This window comes from Aquabacter sp. L1I39 (assembly GCF_017742835.1).
Classification (GTDB): domain Bacteria; phylum Pseudomonadota; class Alphaproteobacteria; order Rhizobiales; family Xanthobacteraceae; genus L1I39.
The window spans coordinates 2800476-2818081 of record NZ_CP072392.1; the positions used below are offsets into that span (position 1 = coordinate 2800476).

The window sequence follows — 17606 nt, forward strand, 5'->3', positions numbered from 1 at the left end:
GATATAAGCGCGGCAACCCGCCGGGGGTCAGCAACGGTGTATCGAGGACAGTGCTGATGTCGGTTCAAGTCGACGAGGACTATCGCCCCCGCGAGGACGAGCCCTTCATGAACGACAGGCAGCGGGAATATTTCCGCACGAAGCTGTTGAACTGGAAGGACGACATCCTCCGCGAGGCGCGTGAGACGCTGCAGCACCTTCAGGATGAGAATCAGAACCATCCCGATCTGGCCGATCGAGCCTCTTCTGAGACGGACCGCTCCATCGAGCTCCGCGCCCGGGACCGGCAGCGCAAGCTGATCGCCAAGATCGACGCTGCCCTGCAGCGCATCGAGGATGGCAGCTACGGCTATTGCGAGGATACGGGGGAGCCCATCTCCCTCAAGCGCCTCGAGGCCCGTCCCATCGCCACCCTTTCGGTGGAAGCGCAGGAGCGCCACGAGCGGCGCGAGCGCGTCTATCGGGACGACTGACCATCGGGCGCGGCGGATCGTGCGAAACGGCTTCGCCGCGCCCGTTGCACCGCACGCCGGTGCTGAATATAGAATGAGTCAAAGAGGTAAGTTCGGTCGCGCCAAGGTGGCGCGAGCGAGCAGGATCGGGGACGGCGAAGCGATGGTGGCACGCATCTTCAGGCCGGCGCGCAATGCGATGCAGTCCGGCGTCGCGAAGACCAAGCACTGGGTGCTGGAGTTCGAGCCGGAACGCCCGCGCTCCATCGACCCGCTGATGGGCTATACCACCTCCACCGACATGCACAGCCAGATCCGCCTGTCTTTCGAGACGAAGGAAGAGGCGGTGGCCTATGCCGAGCGCGAGGGCATCCCTTACCAGGTGTTCGAGCCCCACGATCCCGCCCGCAAGAAGATTGCCTATTCCGACAATTTCGCCTTCCGCCGCGTGGGACAGTGGACCCACTGACGGTACGCAATGGCATCTGACCGGGGCTGGAGCGTTGGCTTCGGCCCCTTTTCATATGGGGCTGGCACGAGCCAATGGCGGGCAGGGGCTGGCTTGCCTCCGGTTGCAGTCGCTAAGGTCCGGTCCTATTCAAGCCATGGCGGTTGATTCACCGTCAGGTGCTTTAATCCGGCCGCATCTGGCGCTAGAAGCCTCCCCATGGCCCCGTAGCTCAGCTGGATAGAGCAAGTGCCTTCTAAGCACTAGGTCGCTGGTTCGAGCCCAGCCGGGGTCGCCACCTGCCGCAGACATGCAAAGCCGTCAACCCGGCCATGGCACTACGCCCCCTCCGCCCGAATGCGCCGGCAATGGGCGAGGGCGGCTTCGATCAGGTTGTCGCTGGCCTCCGGCGTGCGGAAGGCGGAGTGGGCGGAAAGGGTGACGTTTTCCAGCCGCGTGAAGGGATGGTCCGCCGGCAGCGGCTCGGTGGTGAAGACGTCAAGTCCAGCATGGGCAACGTGGCCGCCTTCCAGCGCAGCCACCAGGGCCGCCTCGTCGACCAGGGCGCCGCGCGCCGTGTTCACCAGGATGACGCCCGGACGCAAGGCGGCGATGCGGTCGGCGGAGAGGAAGCCGCGCGTCTCGTCGGTCAAAAGGAGGTGCAGGGAGAGCACGTGGCTTTGCGCCAGCACGTCCTCCAGGGACGCGAAGGTCACGCCGGGAAAGGTCTTGGGAGAGCGGTTCCAGGCGATCACCCGCATGCCCGCCCCCGAGGCGAGACGGGCGAGTTCCGCCGCGATGCCGCCGAAGCCCACGAGCCCCAGCGTCTTGCCGGTCAGTTGGACGCCATCGGTGCGCAGCCAGCGGCCGGTCCGCACGCCACGATCCATATAGGCAAAGCCCTTGGCCGCCGCCCACATCAGGGCGAAGGCGCATTCGGCCACCGCCGTGTCGCCATAGCCCTTGATGGTGTGCACGCTGATGCCGAGCCCAGCCAGCTCCTCAGGGCTCATATAGCTGCGCGCGCCCGTGCCCAGGAACACCACATGCTTCAGGCCCGTGCACTGGCGGGCGATGTCGGTGGGCAGGGCGGTATGGTCGATGACGGCGATCTCGGCGCCATCAAGGGCGTCGGGAAGCTCCGCCGGGGTGACGTTGGGCGTGCGGTGCACGGTCATGGCCGGATCGCCGGGGCGATGGAGGCGCTCCATCACCGCCGCGAGGGTCGGGCTGGCATCAACGAACACGGCACGCATGCGGCAACTCCCCTGTCGCGGGCACTCTATACCCGGTTGCCCGCGCGGGTCAGGCCCTCCGGCGCGCTTGGCTGTTGACGGCACCCCTCAGGCTCCGTGCGCATCCGGCCATAGGATGCGTACCCGCAGGCCCGTCCCATCCGCGCGATTGGCAAGGTCCAGCCGCGCGCCCATGCGTCCTGCCGCCAGCGTGGCGATGGTAAGGCCGAGGCCGCTCCCCGACAGGCTCTTGTTGCGCCCGCGGAAGAAGCGCTCGGCGACACGGGGCAGTTCGTCCTCCGGGATTCCCGGGCCGTCATCCTCCACGCACACGCCATGGGGAATACGGCGCCAGCGGATGCCGCCCGGCCCGGTGACATGCTGGAGGGCATTCTCATGCAGGTTCCGCAGCACGAGATGGAGCGCCTCCCGGTCCACCTTTCGCGCCAGATCGTCCAGCGCTGGGTCGATCTCCACCACGATGCCCGGCGCAGCGGGGGAATGATGGACGATCTCCCGCAGGGCCGGGCCCACGGGCACCGCTTCCTCCGAGGGCTTCTGGGCGGGCGCCGCCTCCAGCCGGGCCAGCGCCAGAAGCTGCCGCACCAGGCGGGCGGAACGCTCCACCGAGACGAGGATCTGGCGGAGCGCGTCGTCGCGAATGGCCGCGTCGGGCGCCGCGAGGGCGATCTGGGCCTGGGTCTTCAATCCCGCAAGAGGCGTGCGCAATTCATGGGCGGCGAAGGCGGTGAGGTCGCGCTCGTGCTGGCGCGCCGCCTCCACCTTTGCGAACAGGCTGTTCAGCGCACCGAGCAGCGGGCGCACCTCGGAAGGGGCATGGTCCACGGCCACGGGCCGGATGTCCTCTCCGTCCCGTGCCGCGATCTCGCTGGCCATGCGGGAGAGCGGCGCGAAGCCGCGCGCCAGAACGGCCCAGATGAGGAGCGCCAGGAGGGGGGCGATGAGGAGGGCGGGCGCCAGAAGGCCGGCGATGAGGTCGCGCACCAGCCGGTCCCGCAGTCCCACGCGGTCTCCCACCATGACGCGCACGCCCTTCTCTGTGTCCGTGATGGTGAAGACGCGCCAGTCCTCCCCGTTGACCACGCGGGATGAGAAGCCCTGCGCCGGGGCAGAGAGGGCCTCCTCGGGGGCGCCGGAGGAGCGGGCGAGAAGGCGGCCGTCCAGCGACCAGATCTGGCAGGACAGCTGGCGCTCATAGCCTTCCGGGCTGAGAGGGGCCGGGGGCGTGGTGGAAAGATTGCCGCCGGCGACCAGCGAATGGACCATGCGAGCCGCCTCTTGGAGGCGGGCGTCCAGCACATGTTCCAGTTCCGCGCGGCTGGTGATGGAGATCCAGGCCACGGCGCACAGCCAGATGAGGCCGGTGGCGGCAAACAGCACCAGGAACAGGCGCCGGCGCAGGGAGGTCATGCGCCCGCCCTCATGCGATATCCCAGTCCGCGTACGGTCTCGATGGCGTCGCGGCCGATCTTGGCCCGCAGATTGTGGATGTGCACCTCCACGGCATTGCTTTCCACTTCCTCCTGCCACCCATACATGCGCTCTTCGATCTCGGCCCTGGAGCGGATGATGCCCGGGCGTTCCATCAGCGCGGCGAGCACCGCGAACTCGCGCCGCGACAAGGGCACATGGGTGCCGTCCAGGGTTGCTGCGAGGGTGGCCGGATCCAGCAAGAGGCCGCCGGCTCGCAACACCGGCGCTGCTCGGCCGTGCCCACGCCGGGCAATGGCGCGCAGGCGAGCGGCCAGTTCGTCGAGATCGAAGGGCTTGCCGAGATAATCATCCGCCCCGGCATCGAGCCCGCGCACGCGGTCTGGGGTCTCGTCGAGGGCGGTGAGCATGAGAACGGGCGTTGTGTCATGGGCGGCACGCAGGCGGGCGAGCACGTCGAAACCGGAGCCGTCAGGCAACATGGCGTCCAGAACCACCGCATCGAAGCCGCCGGCAGAAATGGCCGCCTCGGCATCCGCGCAGGAGGTAACGCCGTCGACCGTAGCGCCGGAAAGGGCGAGGCCCACCCTGAGGCCGTTCATCAGGACCGGATCGTCCTCCACCACGAGGATGCGCATGTATCTCTCCTACCTGTGAACAGCTGCCGGGCTCAGCTTAAGGCTGGCTTAAGGTCGCCCATGGATGCAGTGCGGCATGATGTTGAAAACGCCCACGAAGCGGCTCGGACATTGCGTCCGCCCCCCTCTCGCCCCTTTCCGGTGGCATGCGCCCATCCCATGCGTCAGGCGCGAGCCATCCCTTCCCTTCTGAATGCCACCCCGGAGCCCGCGCCGCGCGGGCCGGTGCGATGCGAGGTCGCCTCCTGCATGTCTGTCCCATCCGATGAACCGCGCCAGTTCTCGCGCCGCACGCTGCTGTGTGTCCTTGCCTCGCCTTTGGTCCTGGCCGCCTGCGTGACGGATCGGACCCCGACGCCGGCACCGGCGCCGCAGCCGCTGGTCTCGCCCGCGGACGCCGCCCGCTATGGAGCGCGGGTTGATGGCGGATTCGACATTCCCGGCGTCGATCCCATGGAGTTGAAGCCGCGCTATATCCGGCAATTGGTGCCCAATCCCACCTCCTACGGCACCGGCACCCTGGTGGTCGATCCTGCCAATCGCTTTCTTTATCTGGTGCAGGAGAATGGCATGGCGCTGCGCTACGGCGTCGGCGTCGGCAAGGAGGGGCTGGAATTCTCCGGTACGGCCAATGTGGGATACAAGCGCACCTGGCCGAGCTGGCGGCCCACTGACGCGATGATCGCCCGCGAGCCGGAGCGCAATGGCCCGTGGAAGAACGGCATGCCGGGCGGGCCGCAGAATCCGCTGGGCGCCCGCGCCCTCTATCTGTTCAAGAACGGACAGGACACGCTCTATCGCATCCATGGCACCAACGAGCCCTGGTCCATCGGCGAGGCGGTGTCTTCGGGCTGCATCCGCCTGATGAACCAGGACATTATCGACCTCTATGGCCGCGTGCCGGACGGCGCGAAGGTGGTGGTGCTGCCCGGCTGACCGATCTAGCTCCGCACCGCCGCCCGAAAAGCCGCTGACAGCGCACCAAGCGCGGCGCGGGGGCGCGGATCCACCAGTCGGGTGTGGAGCATCACGGGAAGGCGGGGCAGATCGGGCAATCCGATGCGCCGCCCCACCTCCGGGACGCCGAGCGGCACCATGCGCGGAGACAGCGCCGCCACCCCGACCCCCGCCAGGACGGCCGCTGCCACGGTGGCGACTCCGCCGCCGACGAAGACCTCACGCCAGTCAAGGCCCGCCTCGTCCAGCAAGCGGCCCGCGAGCGCCCGCACGCCGCAGGGTTCGGCCATTGTGACGAGCGGCACCGGCTCGCCGGCCCGATGCTGCCAATGGGAGGCGGCGAACCAGCCGAACCTTTCCTCGGCGATCCGCGTGCCATCGTCCCGTCCGGCCTCGAACCGCACCAGCACGGTGTCCAATTCCCGCCGGTCGAAGCTGCGCAGGAGATCGGCCGATGAGCCGATGCGGATTTCCATCAGCAGATGCGGGTCCTGCGCATTCATGCGCGCGATCAGCCCGGGCAGTTCCGGCCCGGCCACATGGTCGCTGATGCCGATGGCGATGCGCTGGCGCTGCGTGCTCCAGGCGGCCAGTGCCCGATCATGGGCTTCGAGCAGCGCGCGCGCATGATCAACAAAGGCCTCCCCGCGCGCCGAGAGCTGGACGCGTCGTGGCGTGCGCTCCACCAGCCGGCAGTCGAGACGCTCTTCCAGCCGCTTCAGCTTCAGGCTGACCGCGGCCTGCGTGATGCCCAGCGCCTCCGCCGCGCGCGTGAAGCTGCTGAGGTCTGCGATGGCGACGAAGGCGCGGACCGCGTCGAGGGGGAGGGGATCCATCATAGCCAAATGTTATCTTTGATATTCGATCAGATAGCATATTTAAATGATGGCGTGCTGCGTAACCTGCCGTCCTCTCTCCATCGGAAAGGACAGGACATGCCGCTCATCCACGTCTACATGCGGGCCGGGAAGCCCGCCGCCTATCGCCAGGCCATCCTGGATGGCCTTTATCGCGCCCTGCGCGATTCCCTCGATGTGCCCGAGGGGGATCATTTCATGACCATTACGGAGCACCTCGCCTCCGACTTCCGGACGGGGGGCGCCTATGGGGTCCTGCGCAGCGAGGATGTGATCTATATCGACATCACCGTCTTCAACACCCGCACGGCGGCCCAGAAGGCCACGCTGTTCCGGCGCATCGTGGAGGTGCTCAATGAGAAGCCGGGCGTGCGGCCGGAGGATGTCTTCATCGTGGTGCACGATGCGCCAAAGGAAAACTGGTCGGTGGGCAACGGCCTGGCCGTGGCCTGACGCCGAAGGGCGACCGGTGCCGCGCGGGCGGCACCGGATCGGTCATGCGGTCACGGGGATGGGCGGGGTATCGCCATAAAGAGCTTCCCCCTCCATCTTCATGCCGTCCTCGAACCGAAAGATTTCGCAGGCGCGCCGGGGCGGCCCATCAAGTCTTGCCTCGTAGAGGACCACCATGGTCTGGCCGGCCTCGTCGCAAATCACGTCCTGGAGCTGAAAGCTCAAATGGCCGATGCGGGTGAGGGCGTCAGTCCAGTAGCGGGCGATGGCCTCTCGGCCCTTGAGTTCCCCCTCGCCGGTCACCTGCCGCGCCAAAGGACTGCGAAAGCGGGCCTCCGGCGTAAACGCACTCAGGACCGCGGCCACATCGCGACGGTTCCAGGCGGCGATCCAGTCCTGGGCATGCTGGATCATCTCCGCACGGCTGAGAGGTCCGTTCACCATGGCGTTCCGTCCTTATGCGTGAAGGTCCAGCCCTCGGGCGAATAGGCCGCCTGGAGGTCGTCTTCGGGATAGGAGGCGCGATCCTCCGGGGCGCGGTCGCCGATTTCCAGGTAATGCACGTCTTCGCTTGTCCGGTTGACGAGGTGATGGGCAAGGCCGTCAGCGACAAAGCCGACGCACATGCCGGGCGCCAATGCGTGCTCGCCTTCATCGGTCCGCAGGGTGGGATGGCCCTTGAGGATATAGACGAACTCCTCCTGGCGGGTGTGCCGGTGCAGCAAAGCCGACTCGCCGCCGGGGGCCAGGATGGTGAGGTTCACCCCGAACCGGGACAGGCCGAAGGCATCGCCCAAGGCGCGCTTCTGCCGGCCCGCCATGCGCGCAGCAAAGACGGGGGGATAGTTGGATGGTCGAGTCCGGGGCGGCACGTCGAGGGCAGGAAGGGGCGTGCGCGCGGGGGTGGTCATGAGGGCGCTCCCGTTATCAAGAAGGGGGAAGCTAATCCATCCGCGGGGCAATGATGGTGAGAACTTCTCATCGGTGCAGGAGCTTCTCTCACGCGCCAACCCAGACCTGTGTCAAAGGCGTGAGGCCTCCGTCATCAGGAAATCGAGCCGGGCATCGGTACGGCCAGGGGTGAACTCCAGGATGTCCGCGCTGACCACGCCTTCGCGGACGAACGGGTCGTCCTGCACCCGCGCCTCGATGGCCGGCCGGTCCGCCTGATGGGCGAGAATGGCACCGCCGCCCGTGGGTTTGAGACTGCCGGCGGCGAGGAAGATGCCATCCTCGAAGCCCTGCCGGAGCCAAGCATTGTGGCCGTCCAGAAAAGCCGGCGCGCGGCTCTTGTCGGCAAAGCGTAAGGTGATGACGAACATGTTTTGCTCCTTCAGGCCTGCAGGGTGGGGGACGGGGGAGGGAGGTCGGCGAGCCAGGCCTCCATGTCCGCCACTTCGCGGCGCAGGAAGGCTTCGTCCTGGAAGGCGGTGGCGAGCGTTGCGACGCCCTGGCTGCGCATGAGCACGTGGAGCGCCAAGGCGTCCGCAGTCTCCGTCTGGCCCAGCGCCACGAATTGGCGGGCAAGCCAAGTGCGGAAGAGGCCGAAAATGGCGGCGGCATCACCCTTGGCCGCATGGTCCAGCTTGGCGAGTTCGTTGCAGAGCGTGCCCACCGGACAGCCGTGCGCCATGATCTGTGCCCGGTTCATGATGAGGATGTGGACGAAGCTGCGGATACGCTCCAGGGGCAGGGGCGTGCCCTCCTCCCAAGTCTCCAGCATCGCGCGCGTCGCGTCGAGGCGGAGCGCAATGACGGCCGCGAGGATCTCGTCCTTGGTCTTGAAATGATAATAGAAATTGCCGCGTGAGAGGCCTACCGCCTGGGCGATGTCGCCAAACGAGGTGGCCTCATAGCCGCGCTCATAAAAGAGCCGGTCGGCGGCCTCGACGATCTGCTGGCGGGTCTGGCTCGCGGCCATGGAAGCCTCCGGGGGCCTGGGCCTCCGGAAGGCACGGAAAGCCTAGGACAAGCGCCCTAGCAAGGTGTCTAGGGCGTTTGTCCTAAACGGTCAAGGTGCGGCGCTCCTCAGGCCTTCAGCCGCTCCGCATGCCAGGCCAGATGGTCCGCCATGAAGGTGGAGATGAAGAAATAGGAGTGGTCGTACCCCTCTTGCATGTTCAGCGTCAGCGGAATGCCGGCCTTCTTGCAGGCGGCAGCCAGCAATTGGGGCCGCAGGCCGGTCTCCAGGAACGGGTCGGCCGTGCCCTGGTCCACCAGCAGCTCGGGCACGCGGTGGCCGTCCTCGATGAGCGCCACCGCGTCATAGGCCCGCCAAGCCTTGGGATCAGCGCCGAGATATTTCTCCAGCGCCGGCCGGGACCAATCGGCAGTGGACGGTTCCACGATGGGCGCGAAGGCCGAGCAGGAGCGGAAGCGGCCGGGATGCTTCAGCGCCGCCGTGAGCGCGCCGTGGCCGCCCATGGAATGGCCGAAAATGCCCTGCCGCCCCATGTCCGCCGGGAATGCCTCCGCCACCAGGCGGGGGAGTTCGTCGAGGACATAGGAGGCCATGCGGTAGTTGGCGGCGTAGGGGGCTTGCGTGGCATCCACATAGAAGCCAGCCCCCGAGCCGAACTGCCAATTGGCCGGCTCGTCCGGCACGTCGGGGCCGCGGGGCGAGGTGTCCGGGCAGACGATCATCAGGCCCAGCTCGGCCGCCGCCGCGCGGTACTCGCCCTTTTCCATGACATTGGCATGGGTGCAGGTGAGGCCGGACAGATACCACAACACCGGCACCGGCCCCGCCGCCGCCTGGGGCGGGACGAAGACGGCGAAGGTCATGGGCGTGCCCGTGGCGGCGGAAGCATGGCGATAGACGCCCTGCACCCCGCCATGGGACTTGGCGGTGGAAACGGTCTCCATCACCCGCCTCAATAGATCACGACGGAGCGGATGGACTTGCCTTCGTGCATCAGGTCGAAGGCGGTGTTGATCTCGTCCAGCGGCATGGTGTGGGTGATGAGATCATCGATGTTGATCTTCCCCTCCATGTACCAGTCGACAATCTTCGGCACGTCCGTGCGGCCGCGCGCGCCGCCGAAGGCGGAACCGCGCCAGTTGCGGCCCGTGACAAGCTGGAACGGCCGGGTGGAGATTTCCGCCCCCGCCGGCGCCACGCCGATGACGATGGAGGTGCCCCAGCCGCGGTGACAGGCTTCCAGCGCCTGGCGCATGACGGTGACATTGCCGGTGCAGTCGAAGGTGAAGTCCGCGCCGCCATCGGTCAGGTCCTGGATGGCCGAGACCACCTTGTCGGACCCCACCTCCAGCGGGTTGATGAAGTCGGTCATGCCGAACTTCCGCGCCATCTCCACCTTGGCGGGATTGATGTCGATGCCGATGATCTTGTCCGCGCCCACCATGCGGGCGCCCTGGATCACGTTGAGGCCGATGCCCCCTAAGCCAAAGACCGCCACGTTCGCGCCAGGCCAGACCTTGGCGGTGTAGACAACGGCGCCGATGCCGGTGGTGACGCCGCAGCCGATATAGCAGATCTTATCGAAGGGGGCGTCCTCGCGGACCTTGGCCAGCGCGATCTCGGGCAGCACGGTGAAGTTGGAGAAGGTGGAGCAGCCCATATAGTGGAAGATCTCGCCGCCATCGCAGGAGAAGCGCGAGGTGCGGTCGGGCATCAGGCCCTGGCCTTGCGTGGCGCGGATGGAGGTGCACAGGTTCGAGCGCTGCGACAGGCAGGTTTTGCACTGGCGGCATTCGGGCGTGTAGAGCGGAATGACGTGGTCGCCCACTTTCAGCGAGGTCACGCCCGCGCCCACCTCGCGCACGATGCCGGCGCCCTCATGGCCGAGAATGGCGGGGAACTTGCCTTCCGAATCGAGGCCGTCCAGCGTGTAGGCATCGGTGTGGCACACGCCCGTCGCCATGATCTCCACCAGCACCTCGCCGGCCTTGGGGCCGCCAATCTCAATGGTTTCGATGGTGAGGGGCTTCTTGGCCTCCCAGGCGACGGCGGCGCGGGTCTTCATGGGGATGTCCCTTCTTGCGTCAGAAATCTTGGCGTGAGCCTAGACATAGCGGATGACAACCGTGCTCTCCAGCCGGGCTTTTGCCCCGTTCATGCGCGGGCGCGCAGGCCGAGCGCCACGCCGGAAATCACCAGGGCAAATGCGAGGATCTGGCGCGGGCCGAGCGGCTCGCCCAGAACCAGGGCGGCGCCCGTCGTTCCCACGATGGGGACCAGGAGCATACCAAGCGCGGCGGTGGAGGCCGGTAGCCGGCGGAGTGCCGCGAACCAGGACAGGTAGCACACCGCCATGGGGATCAGCGTCATATAGGCCATGGCACCCAAGCCCTTGAGGCTGAGCGGGCCGATCTGCTGGCGCTCGAAGATGAGCGCGATCACCACCATCGGCAGGCAACCAAGGCCCGTTTGCCAGGCGACCGATGCAATGGGGGGGAGGGGGAGCGGCGTGCGGGCCATCACGCTGCCCAGCGCAAACAGCACCGCCGCCGTGAGAGGAAGGAGCATGGCGGGCAGATGCGGGCCCTCCAGCGAGAGGCCCGGCCCCGCCACCAGCAGGGCAATCCCGGAAAAGCCCATGGCCAGCGCACTCGCGCTCATCCAGCTCGGCCGCTCCCCCAGCGCCGGCCAGGCGATGAGGGAGGCCCAGAGCGGCATGGTGAAGGTGATGAGTGTCGCCTCAGTCACCGTCAGCCATTGCAGCGACAGGGAGGCGAATCCCATCCAGACGAAGACGTTGACGAAGGCGGCGACGGCCAGTCGGAAGCGGGCGCCCGAGGGCACGGCAAGCGACTGCCCCATGGCGACGGAGGTCGCCGCCAGCAGACATGCCGCAGTGACGCCGGCCATCCCGCGCGCAAACAAAGGCGGCCATTCGAACAGGATGATCTTGAACACCACCCAGGCCACCCCCCAGCCGGTGGCAGTGGTGAACAGGAAGGCGAGGCCGGGAAGGGAGAGGGAGCGGGGCGGCATGTCCCCTTATGGACGAAGAGCCCCGATGGGGGCTCTTACGCGGGTGCAGTCCCAGAGGCGAGGTCATGCGCGAGCGGCATGCCTCGGAGACGGTCCTCAGGACAAGCGCGCGGGCGCGCCGGAGGAAATGCCCATCGCCTGCGTGAAGGTGGCAAAGGCCTGCCACGCGCGGCGTTCCAGTTCGGGGTGGGAAGCAGCTTCCATCTGGTCCATGAGCATTTCGGCGTGTTCGTAGGACGGATGCCCTTTCATGAAACCGACGGCGTCATCAAGGGAGCGGAACACCACGCGGGATCCATCCACCAGGAGAGTCATCGGTGCAGAGCTGACCGTTTGCATGGGCAGTCTCCTTTCTTGTTGTTATGAGGTGTCCAGGTACGCATCTGTTACGTGTGGTCGGGACGAGCGCCATCCTCGTGCCGAGGCGCGCTATTGAGGGCATAACGGCGGAAGACGCCGTTCAGTTCCGCGCGGGCTAATCTTTCTTCACACGCGACATTCGCCCGCCGGCGGCCTTGCCCCGTGGGGCAAGGCTGGGCGCTCCCATGAGCGCCGGAAGAGCGGGTCAGCTCCTATAGGGATTGTCGCGGCTCAAGTCGGTGCGGATGTCGTCCTTCACGCCGGGCTGGCTCTGCCGCTCGCCCGATCCGCCTTGCTGACCGCCAGTGCCAGCGCTCTGGCCCTGCTGGCCGGTCCGGGGATGGGCGGGCTGTCCGCCCTGCTGCTGTCCGCCGACGGGTCCACGCTGCGGCGTGCCCTGGCTCTGCTGTCCCGCGCTTGGCTCCCGGCTCGGATCGGGCCGTTCGATCTCAACGGGCTTGCGCGGCATGTCCTCGTGACGCTGCATGCCCTGCTGGGGTTGACGCTGCTGGTCCTTGTTCATGGTCATGCTGCTTTCCTCTTCTTGTCGTTGGCAGCCCCGACCCTCCAACGCGCGCCCGTGCCTCCCGTTTCACCTTGGCCGCAAAGAAAGAGACGTCCACGGGAACGTGCGGCCCCGTCCGGGCATTCCTGCGCTCGGGAGACATGCCATGCCGCGCGCCTTGTGGAAGGGAGTTCTGGATCTTGGGGCGCTCACCTGTCCGGTGAGCCTTTATTCCGCGACCGCCACGTCGCAGCGGATTTCCTTCCACACCATCAACCGCGCCACCGGCCACCGCGTGCACCGCCGCTTCGTTGACATCGACACCGGCGAGGATGTGGACCGGGACGCGCAGGTGAAGGGCTATGAGAAGGCTGCCGGCTCCTATGTGGTGCTGGAGCCGGAGGAGGTGGCACAGGCGGTGCCCGAAAGCGATAAGCGCCTGGCGCTGGAAGCCTTCATCCCCTGCGCAGAGGTGGAGACCGTCTATTTCGACCAGCCTTATTTCCTGGCTCCCGCTGATTCCAGCGGCGAAGAGACGTTCGTTCTGCTGCGGGAGGGCATGCGCAAGGCCAAGGTGGCGGCGCTCACCCGCGCGGTCCTGTTTCGGAGGGTGCGCACCCTCATGCTGCGACCGGACGGGCCGGGTTTCGTCGCGACCACGCTGAATTTCGACTATGAGGTGAAGTCGGCGGCGGACGCCTTTGCTGATGTGCCGCGCACGCGCCTGAAAGGCGAGATGTTGGAGCTGGCCGAACACATTATCCGCACCAAGGCGGGGCACTTCGATCCTTCCGCCTACGAGAACGCCCACGAGGCCGCGCTGGCCGAACTGGTGAAGGCCAAGCTCGCCGGCAAGGCCATCAAGCCCCGCGCCGCGCCCAAGAGCGCGAAGGTGGTGGACCTCATGTCGGCCCTTCGCGACAGCGCGCGGCTGGCGGGGCAGGGGGCGGACAAGCCTGCGCCCGGCCCGGCGGCCAAAAGCTCGGGCAGCGGCACGCTCAAGACCACGACCAAGGCCACGACGAAGAAGACGGCAGCAAAGACCACGAAGTCCGCCACGCCGCGCCGCAAGGCGAGCTAGCCTGACCGAGGCCGCCTCATGTCCCTCGCCACCTATCGCAAGAAGCGCAATTTCAAGGTCACGCCGGAGCCCAAGGGCCGCAAGGGCGAGGCGAAGGGGGCCCATTACCTGATCCAGAAGCATGCGGCCCGGCGCCTCCATTACGATTTGCGCCTGGAACTGGATGGGGTCCTGAAGAGCTGGGCCGTGACCCGCGGGCCGAGCCTGGTGGCCGGTGAAAAGCGGCTCGCGGTGGAGGTGGAGGACCATCCCCTCGCTTATGGCGATTTCGAGGGCACCATCCCCAAGGGCGAATATGGCGGGGGCACCGTCCTATTGTGGGATCGGGGCACCTGGGAGCCTATTGGCGATCCCCATGAGGGGCTGAAATCCGGTCAATTGGACTTCCGGTTGCACGGGGAAAAGCTCGGTGGTCGCTGGCACCTGGTGCGCATGCACCGCAAGGAGCGGGACACGCGCGACAATTGGCTGCTCATCAAGGGCGAGGACGAAGCCGCTCGTCCCGCAGGCGCCGAAGACATTCTGGACGAGGCGCCACGATCAGTGAAAACGGGGCGCCTGATTGCCGATGTGGAGGGAGAGCCGCCGGGTTGGTCCTCGAAGACGGGACCGATCAAGAAGCTGGCTAATGAAAAACAGCCAACCAGCCCCGCACGCAAGAAGCGCACCGTCAAGACCAAAGCGGGGCCAAAAAACTCTTCCGCACCAAAGCCTCCGCCGGACTTCGCGGAGCCCATGCTGGCGCGCCTCGTGGACAAGGCGCCCAGGGGAGAGAGCTGGTTGCACGAGGTAAAGTTTGACGGCTACAGACTTCTTGGCCGGATCGAGGAGGGGACTGTGAGGCTTCTGACTCGCAGCGCCCTGGATTGGACCGCACGCTTCGGATCAGCGATCCCGGAGGCGCTTGCCGCGCTTGGTTTGACCAACGGCCTCCTGGATGGCGAGATCATTGTTGAGAACGGGGCGGGCGCCTCGGACTTTTCCGCCTTGCAGGCTGACCTCGCCGAAGGGCGCAGTGACCGCTTTGTCTATTATGCCTTCGACCTCCTGTACCTGGATGGCGAGGATTTGCGCACCTTGCCGCTGATCGAACGCAAGGCACGGCTGGCGCGGCTGCTAAAGGGGCAAGGTGGCCCATTGCGCTTTTCCAGCCACTTCGACGAGAGCGGTGCCACCGTGCTGCGCCATGCCTGCCGGCTCGGGCTGGAGGGTGTCGTCTCCAAGGAGCGCGGCTCGCCCTATCGCTCGGGTCGGGGACGGTCCTGGGTGAAGTCCAAATGCACAGCGCGGCAGGAATTCGTGATCGGCGGCTTCGTGCCCTCCACCACCGGCGCGGATCTGATCGGCTCGTTGGCGCTGGGGGTGAACGAGGACGGCAAGCTCCGTCATGTGGGACGCGTGGGCACCGGCTTTGGTGCGGCCATTGCCCGGGACCTTCACAAGCGCCTCTCCGCCCTTCAGGTGGAACAATCCCCCTTTGACGGACCCTTGACGGCAGAGGCGCGACGGGGCGTCACCTTCGTGCGCCCCGAGCTGGTGGCCGAGGTGGAATTCCGGGCCTGGACCGGCGACGGTCATCTGCGCCACGCCTCGTTCCGTGGCCTCCGGGAAGACAAGGTGGCCGCCGAGGTGGTGGCCGAGCGCCCGGCGGCCCGGACGAAGGCAAAGGACAATGCTGTGCCCCGCCGCACCGTGAAACTGACACATCCCGACCGGCTCTATTGGCCCGAGGAGGGCATCACCAAGGAGGGGCTGGCGGACTATTACGCGGAGGTCTGGCCTGCCATCGCGCCTTTCCTCATCGGCCGGCCGCTGGCGCTGGTGCGCTGCCCCGATGGCATCCATGGCCCGCGCTTCTTTCAGAAGCATGCCTGGAAGGGCCTCAACCCGCGCATTGTGCTGGTGAGCGACCCCAAGGAGAAAACGGGCGCGCCCCTCATTTCCATCGCCGATCTCGATGGGCTCATCGGCCTTGTCCAGGCAGCGGTGCTGGAGATCCACCCCTGGGGATCCACCATCGAGGATTGGGAACGGCCCGACACGCTGGTGATGGACCTCGACCCCGGCGAGGATGTGCCCTGGACGCGGGTCATTGCCGCCGCCGAGGAAGTGAAGGCGCGCATGGAGGCGGCGGGCCTCGCGGCGTTTGTGAAGACCTCCGGCGGCAAGGGCCTGCATGTGGTGACGCCCCTCAAGCCCAGCGCCAATTGGGCCGAGGCCAAGGCCTTCAGCAAGGCCGTCGCCCAATCCATGGCTGCCGATAGCCCGGACCTCTATACGGCGACCATCACCAAGTCGAAGCGCGTCGGGCGGATCCTGGTGGATTATCTGCGCAACCAGCACGGCGCCACGGCGGTGGCGGCCTATTCGACGCGTGCCCGGGAGGGTGCGGCCGTCTCCATGCCGATCGCCTGGGAGGAATTGACCCCCGCCATTGGCCCGGCGGCTTTTACGATTCTCAACACGCCCGGGCGCCTGAATGCCCTCGCCAAGCGTCCGTGGGACGGCTTTCGCGCGGCGGCCGTGCCTCTTCCCAAGGCGAAGGCGCGCAAATAAAGCGCGTCATCCCTTGCGCTTGCCGGACTTTTCGCCCGCAATGCTCCGGCGCAGCGCTTCCATGATGTCGACCACATTGTCGCCGTCCCCCTCCTTCGGCGCGGGAGCGGCCTTGGAGGGCTTGCGCGGCTTTTTGGTCTTCTTGCCGGCGATAATGTCCAAGAGCTTGGCCTGCACGGGATCAGAGACGAAATCCGGGCTCCAGTCGCGGGTGCGTTCGTCAATCAGCGCCGTCATGAGTTTCATGGCCTTGGCGTCCGGGGAGGCCTTGCCGATGGCATCGAACACCTCCTGCGGGTCGCGCACCTCGTCGCCATAGCGCAAGGTCCACACCACAATCCCGCCCTCGCGCGGGGCGAGCATCACCGCATGCTCGCGGCCATGGAGGATGAGGCGGGAAATGCCCACTTGGCCGGTGGCGTCCATGGCATCGCGGATGACGCAATAGGCTTCCTCGCCCACTTTGCCGTCGGGGGTGAGGAAATGGGGGCGGTCGAGAAAGATCCAGCCGATGCTGTCGGCGGGCACGAACATCTCGATGTCGAGGGTGCGCCTATTCTCCAGCGCCACGGCTTCCAGCTCCTCGTCCTCCACGATCACATGGCTGTCCTCGCCGGTGCGATAGCCGCGCGCGAGGCCGTCATCTTCCACCACCTTGCCCGACACTGCGTCCACATACTCGCTGACCACGCGATTGCCCGTGGCGCGGTTCAAGGTGTGGAAGCGCACCTTGGCGCTCTCCGTGGTGGCTGGCGTCATGGCCACCGGGCAAGTGACGAGCGAGAGCTTCAGATAGCCCTTCCAGAAGGTGCGCGGTGCCATGGCCGGTTTCCTGTGCGTGTGCGTGACGCGAACCCGGCAGGCGGCCTGTGGTTCCCCTCGGCCCGTCAGGGGCGATGGGATGGGGCAAGGGACAATCGCGTGCGCAGAGCCGCCCGCATATGGGCGCGGGCTGCCTGTTCCGCGCCATCGGCGTCGCGGGCGGTGATGGCATCCAGAATGGCCCTGTGCTCGGCGCGGGCGGCCTCGGGGCGGCCAGGGGCGGAGAAGGTGCTGATGCCCAGCAAGGCGATATTGTCGTCGAGGACGCGCGTCGCCTCGTCCAGATAGGCGTTGCGGGCGGCGCGATGGATGGCGGCGTGGAAATCCCGGTTGACCCGCGCCAGTTCCCCATAATCAGCCCCCTCGCGGCCGAAGGCGGCCTCAAGGTCGGCCAGCGCCGCCAGTTCGGGGGGCGAGGCATGCTGCGCGGCGAGGCGCGCGGCGGCGCCTTCCAGGATTTCGCGCATGGAATAAAGCTCGATCACCTCTGAGGGCGAAAGGGCTCGCACCGTCAGGCCCCGCCCGCCGGCCGTCTCCAGCAGCCGCTTCTCCAGCAGTCGGCCAAGGGCCTCGCGCACTGGCGTGCGGCTCATGCCGAAGCGGGCGGCGACATCCTGCTCGCGCAGCCGGTCGCCCGCTTTCAGGATCCCTTCGCGAATCTGGTCGAGAATCGCCCGATAGGCCGCCTCGCCGCGCGAGAGGTGGGCGAAAGGCTGGGCCTCCCCCGCCAGCGCCAAGTCCGGTGCGGCTTCGTCGTCCGAAAGGGGCGTTCCTGCCATGTCTCCATCCGTCCGGCGAGCCTCAAGGCGGGCCCGCCCTCTTATAGCAGGCGG

Annotated in this window: 21 protein-coding genes and 1 tRNA gene; 7 read left to right on the forward strand and 15 right to left on the reverse strand. The window is 67.0% G+C overall.

The window, feature by feature from the left end; all coding sequences use genetic code 11:
• The first annotated feature begins 56 nt into the window (after nucleotides 1–56).
• The 3 genes from dksA to J5J86_RS12415 all read left to right on the forward strand — a co-directional run bounded on the left by dksA (nucleotide 57) and on the right by J5J86_RS12415 (nucleotide 1198).
• The gene (gene dksA, locus J5J86_RS12405) at nucleotides 57–473 is read left to right on the forward strand and encodes an RNA polymerase-binding protein DksA (protein ID WP_209098356.1); all 417 of its coding nucleotides are present in this window, start codon (nucleotides 57–59) and stop codon (nucleotides 471–473) included.
• A 142-nt stretch (nucleotides 474–615) separates the two neighbouring features.
• On the forward strand, nucleotides 616–921 hold the full coding sequence (locus J5J86_RS12410) for an ETC complex I subunit (protein ID WP_209105374.1): 306 nt from the start codon (nucleotides 616–618) through the stop codon (nucleotides 919–921).
• A gap of 200 nt (nucleotides 922–1121) precedes the next feature.
• Nucleotides 1122–1198, forward strand: a tRNA-Arg gene (locus J5J86_RS12415).
• A 40-nt stretch (nucleotides 1199–1238) separates the two neighbouring features.
• On the opposite strand, the gene J5J86_RS12420 is transcribed toward J5J86_RS12415, so the two are convergent.
• The 3 genes from J5J86_RS12420 to J5J86_RS12430 form a co-directional block, all read right to left on the reverse strand.
• Nucleotides 1239–2156 carry an NAD(P)-dependent oxidoreductase gene (locus J5J86_RS12420; RefSeq protein ID WP_209098363.1) on the reverse strand — a complete coding sequence of 306 codons (918 nt, stop codon included), beginning with the start codon at nucleotides 2154–2156 and terminating at the stop codon, nucleotides 1239–1241.
• Nucleotides 2157–2243: 87 nt separating this feature from the next.
• A complete protein-coding gene (locus J5J86_RS12425) occupies nucleotides 2244–3566 on the reverse strand; it encodes an ATP-binding protein (RefSeq protein ID WP_209098365.1) in 1323 nt (440 codons plus the stop codon).
• Nucleotides 3563–4225, reverse strand: a complete 663-nt coding sequence (locus tag J5J86_RS12430) for a response regulator (RefSeq protein WP_209098367.1) — start codon at nucleotides 4223–4225, stop codon at nucleotides 3563–3565. The genes J5J86_RS12425 and J5J86_RS12430 overlap by 4 nt, the downstream gene beginning before the upstream one ends.
• 249 nt (nucleotides 4226–4474) lie before the next feature.
• Between J5J86_RS12430 and J5J86_RS24610 the strand changes: the two genes are divergently transcribed.
• A complete protein-coding gene (locus J5J86_RS24610) occupies nucleotides 4475–5161 on the forward strand; it encodes a L,D-transpeptidase (protein WP_209098375.1) in 687 nt (228 codons plus the stop codon).
• 5 nt (nucleotides 5162–5166) lie between these two features.
• Here the strand turns inward: J5J86_RS24610 and J5J86_RS12440 are convergent, their stop codons facing one another.
• Nucleotides 5167–6018, reverse strand: coding sequence for a LysR family transcriptional regulator (locus J5J86_RS12440; protein ID WP_209105375.1), 852 nt, complete (start codon nucleotides 6016–6018; stop codon nucleotides 5167–5169).
• A 99-nt stretch (nucleotides 6019–6117) separates the two neighbouring features.
• Between J5J86_RS12440 and J5J86_RS12445 the strand changes: the two genes are divergently transcribed.
• Nucleotides 6118–6492, forward strand: a complete 375-nt coding sequence (locus tag J5J86_RS12445) for a tautomerase family protein (protein ID WP_209098377.1) — start codon at nucleotides 6118–6120, stop codon at nucleotides 6490–6492.
• A 42-nt stretch (nucleotides 6493–6534) separates the two neighbouring features.
• On the opposite strand, the gene J5J86_RS12450 is transcribed toward J5J86_RS12445, so the two are convergent.
• From J5J86_RS12450 to J5J86_RS12490, 9 genes are all read right to left on the reverse strand, one after another.
• Nucleotides 6535–6936, reverse strand: a complete 402-nt coding sequence (locus J5J86_RS12450) for a nuclear transport factor 2 family protein (protein WP_209098379.1) — start codon at nucleotides 6934–6936, stop codon at nucleotides 6535–6537.
• Nucleotides 6930–7403 (reverse strand): cupin domain-containing protein, encoded by a 474-nt coding sequence (locus J5J86_RS12455; protein WP_209098381.1) that lies wholly within the window; start codon nucleotides 7401–7403, stop codon nucleotides 6930–6932. Before J5J86_RS12455 ends, J5J86_RS12450 begins: the two co-directional genes overlap by 7 nt.
• 111 nt (nucleotides 7404–7514) lie before the next feature.
• Nucleotides 7515–7814, reverse strand: a complete 300-nt coding sequence (locus J5J86_RS12460) for a YciI family protein (protein ID WP_209098383.1) — start codon at nucleotides 7812–7814, stop codon at nucleotides 7515–7517.
• A gap of 11 nt (nucleotides 7815–7825) precedes the next feature.
• Entirely contained in the window at nucleotides 7826–8413 is a 588-nt protein-coding gene (locus J5J86_RS12465; protein ID WP_209098385.1) for a TetR/AcrR family transcriptional regulator, read from the reverse strand.
• Between the two features lie 107 nt (nucleotides 8414–8520).
• Entirely contained in the window at nucleotides 8521–9357 is an 837-nt protein-coding gene (gene fghA / locus J5J86_RS12470; RefSeq protein WP_209098387.1) for an S-formylglutathione hydrolase, read from the reverse strand.
• Between the two features lie 8 nt (nucleotides 9358–9365).
• On the reverse strand, nucleotides 9366–10478 hold the full coding sequence (locus tag J5J86_RS12475; protein ID WP_209098389.1) for an S-(hydroxymethyl)glutathione dehydrogenase/class III alcohol dehydrogenase: 1113 nt from the start codon (nucleotides 10476–10478) through the stop codon (nucleotides 9366–9368).
• Nucleotides 10479–10567: 89 nt separating this feature from the next.
• Complete coding sequence (locus tag J5J86_RS12480) at nucleotides 10568–11449, reverse strand: DMT family transporter (protein ID WP_209098391.1); 882 nt, start codon at nucleotides 11447–11449, stop codon at nucleotides 10568–10570.
• Nucleotides 11450–11545: 96 nt separating this feature from the next.
• Nucleotides 11546–11788: a hypothetical protein gene (locus J5J86_RS12485; RefSeq protein WP_209098393.1), complete on the reverse strand. Its 243-nt coding sequence runs from the start codon at nucleotides 11786–11788 to the stop codon at nucleotides 11546–11548.
• A 226-nt stretch (nucleotides 11789–12014) separates the two neighbouring features.
• The gene (locus tag J5J86_RS12490) at nucleotides 12015–12338 is read right to left on the reverse strand and encodes a hypothetical protein (protein ID WP_209098395.1); all 324 of its coding nucleotides are present in this window, start codon (nucleotides 12336–12338) and stop codon (nucleotides 12015–12017) included.
• 142 nt (nucleotides 12339–12480) lie between these two features.
• Here J5J86_RS12490 and ku (J5J86_RS12495) point away from each other — a divergent pair, with 142 nt between their 5' ends.
• Nucleotides 12481–13395, forward strand: a complete 915-nt coding sequence (ku, locus tag J5J86_RS12495; protein ID WP_209098397.1) for a non-homologous end joining protein Ku — start codon at nucleotides 12481–12483, stop codon at nucleotides 13393–13395.
• A gap of 18 nt (nucleotides 13396–13413) precedes the next feature.
• Nucleotides 13414–15951, forward strand: a complete 2538-nt coding sequence (gene ligD, locus J5J86_RS12500) for a DNA ligase D (RefSeq protein WP_209098399.1) — start codon at nucleotides 13414–13416, stop codon at nucleotides 15949–15951.
• Nucleotides 15952–15957: 6 nt separating this feature from the next.
• Here ligD and ku (J5J86_RS12505) read toward each other — a convergent pair whose 3' ends face one another.
• Together ku (J5J86_RS12505) and J5J86_RS12510 are read right to left on the reverse strand one after the other, a co-directional pair.
• Nucleotides 15958–16773 carry a non-homologous end joining protein Ku gene (ku, locus tag J5J86_RS12505; protein WP_209098401.1) on the reverse strand — a complete coding sequence of 272 codons (816 nt, stop codon included), beginning with the start codon at nucleotides 16771–16773 and terminating at the stop codon, nucleotides 15958–15960.
• A gap of 65 nt (nucleotides 16774–16838) precedes the next feature.
• Nucleotides 16839–17552, reverse strand: a complete 714-nt coding sequence (locus J5J86_RS12510; protein ID WP_209098403.1) for a GntR family transcriptional regulator — start codon at nucleotides 17550–17552, stop codon at nucleotides 16839–16841.
• Nucleotides 17553–17606 lie beyond the last annotated feature (54 nt).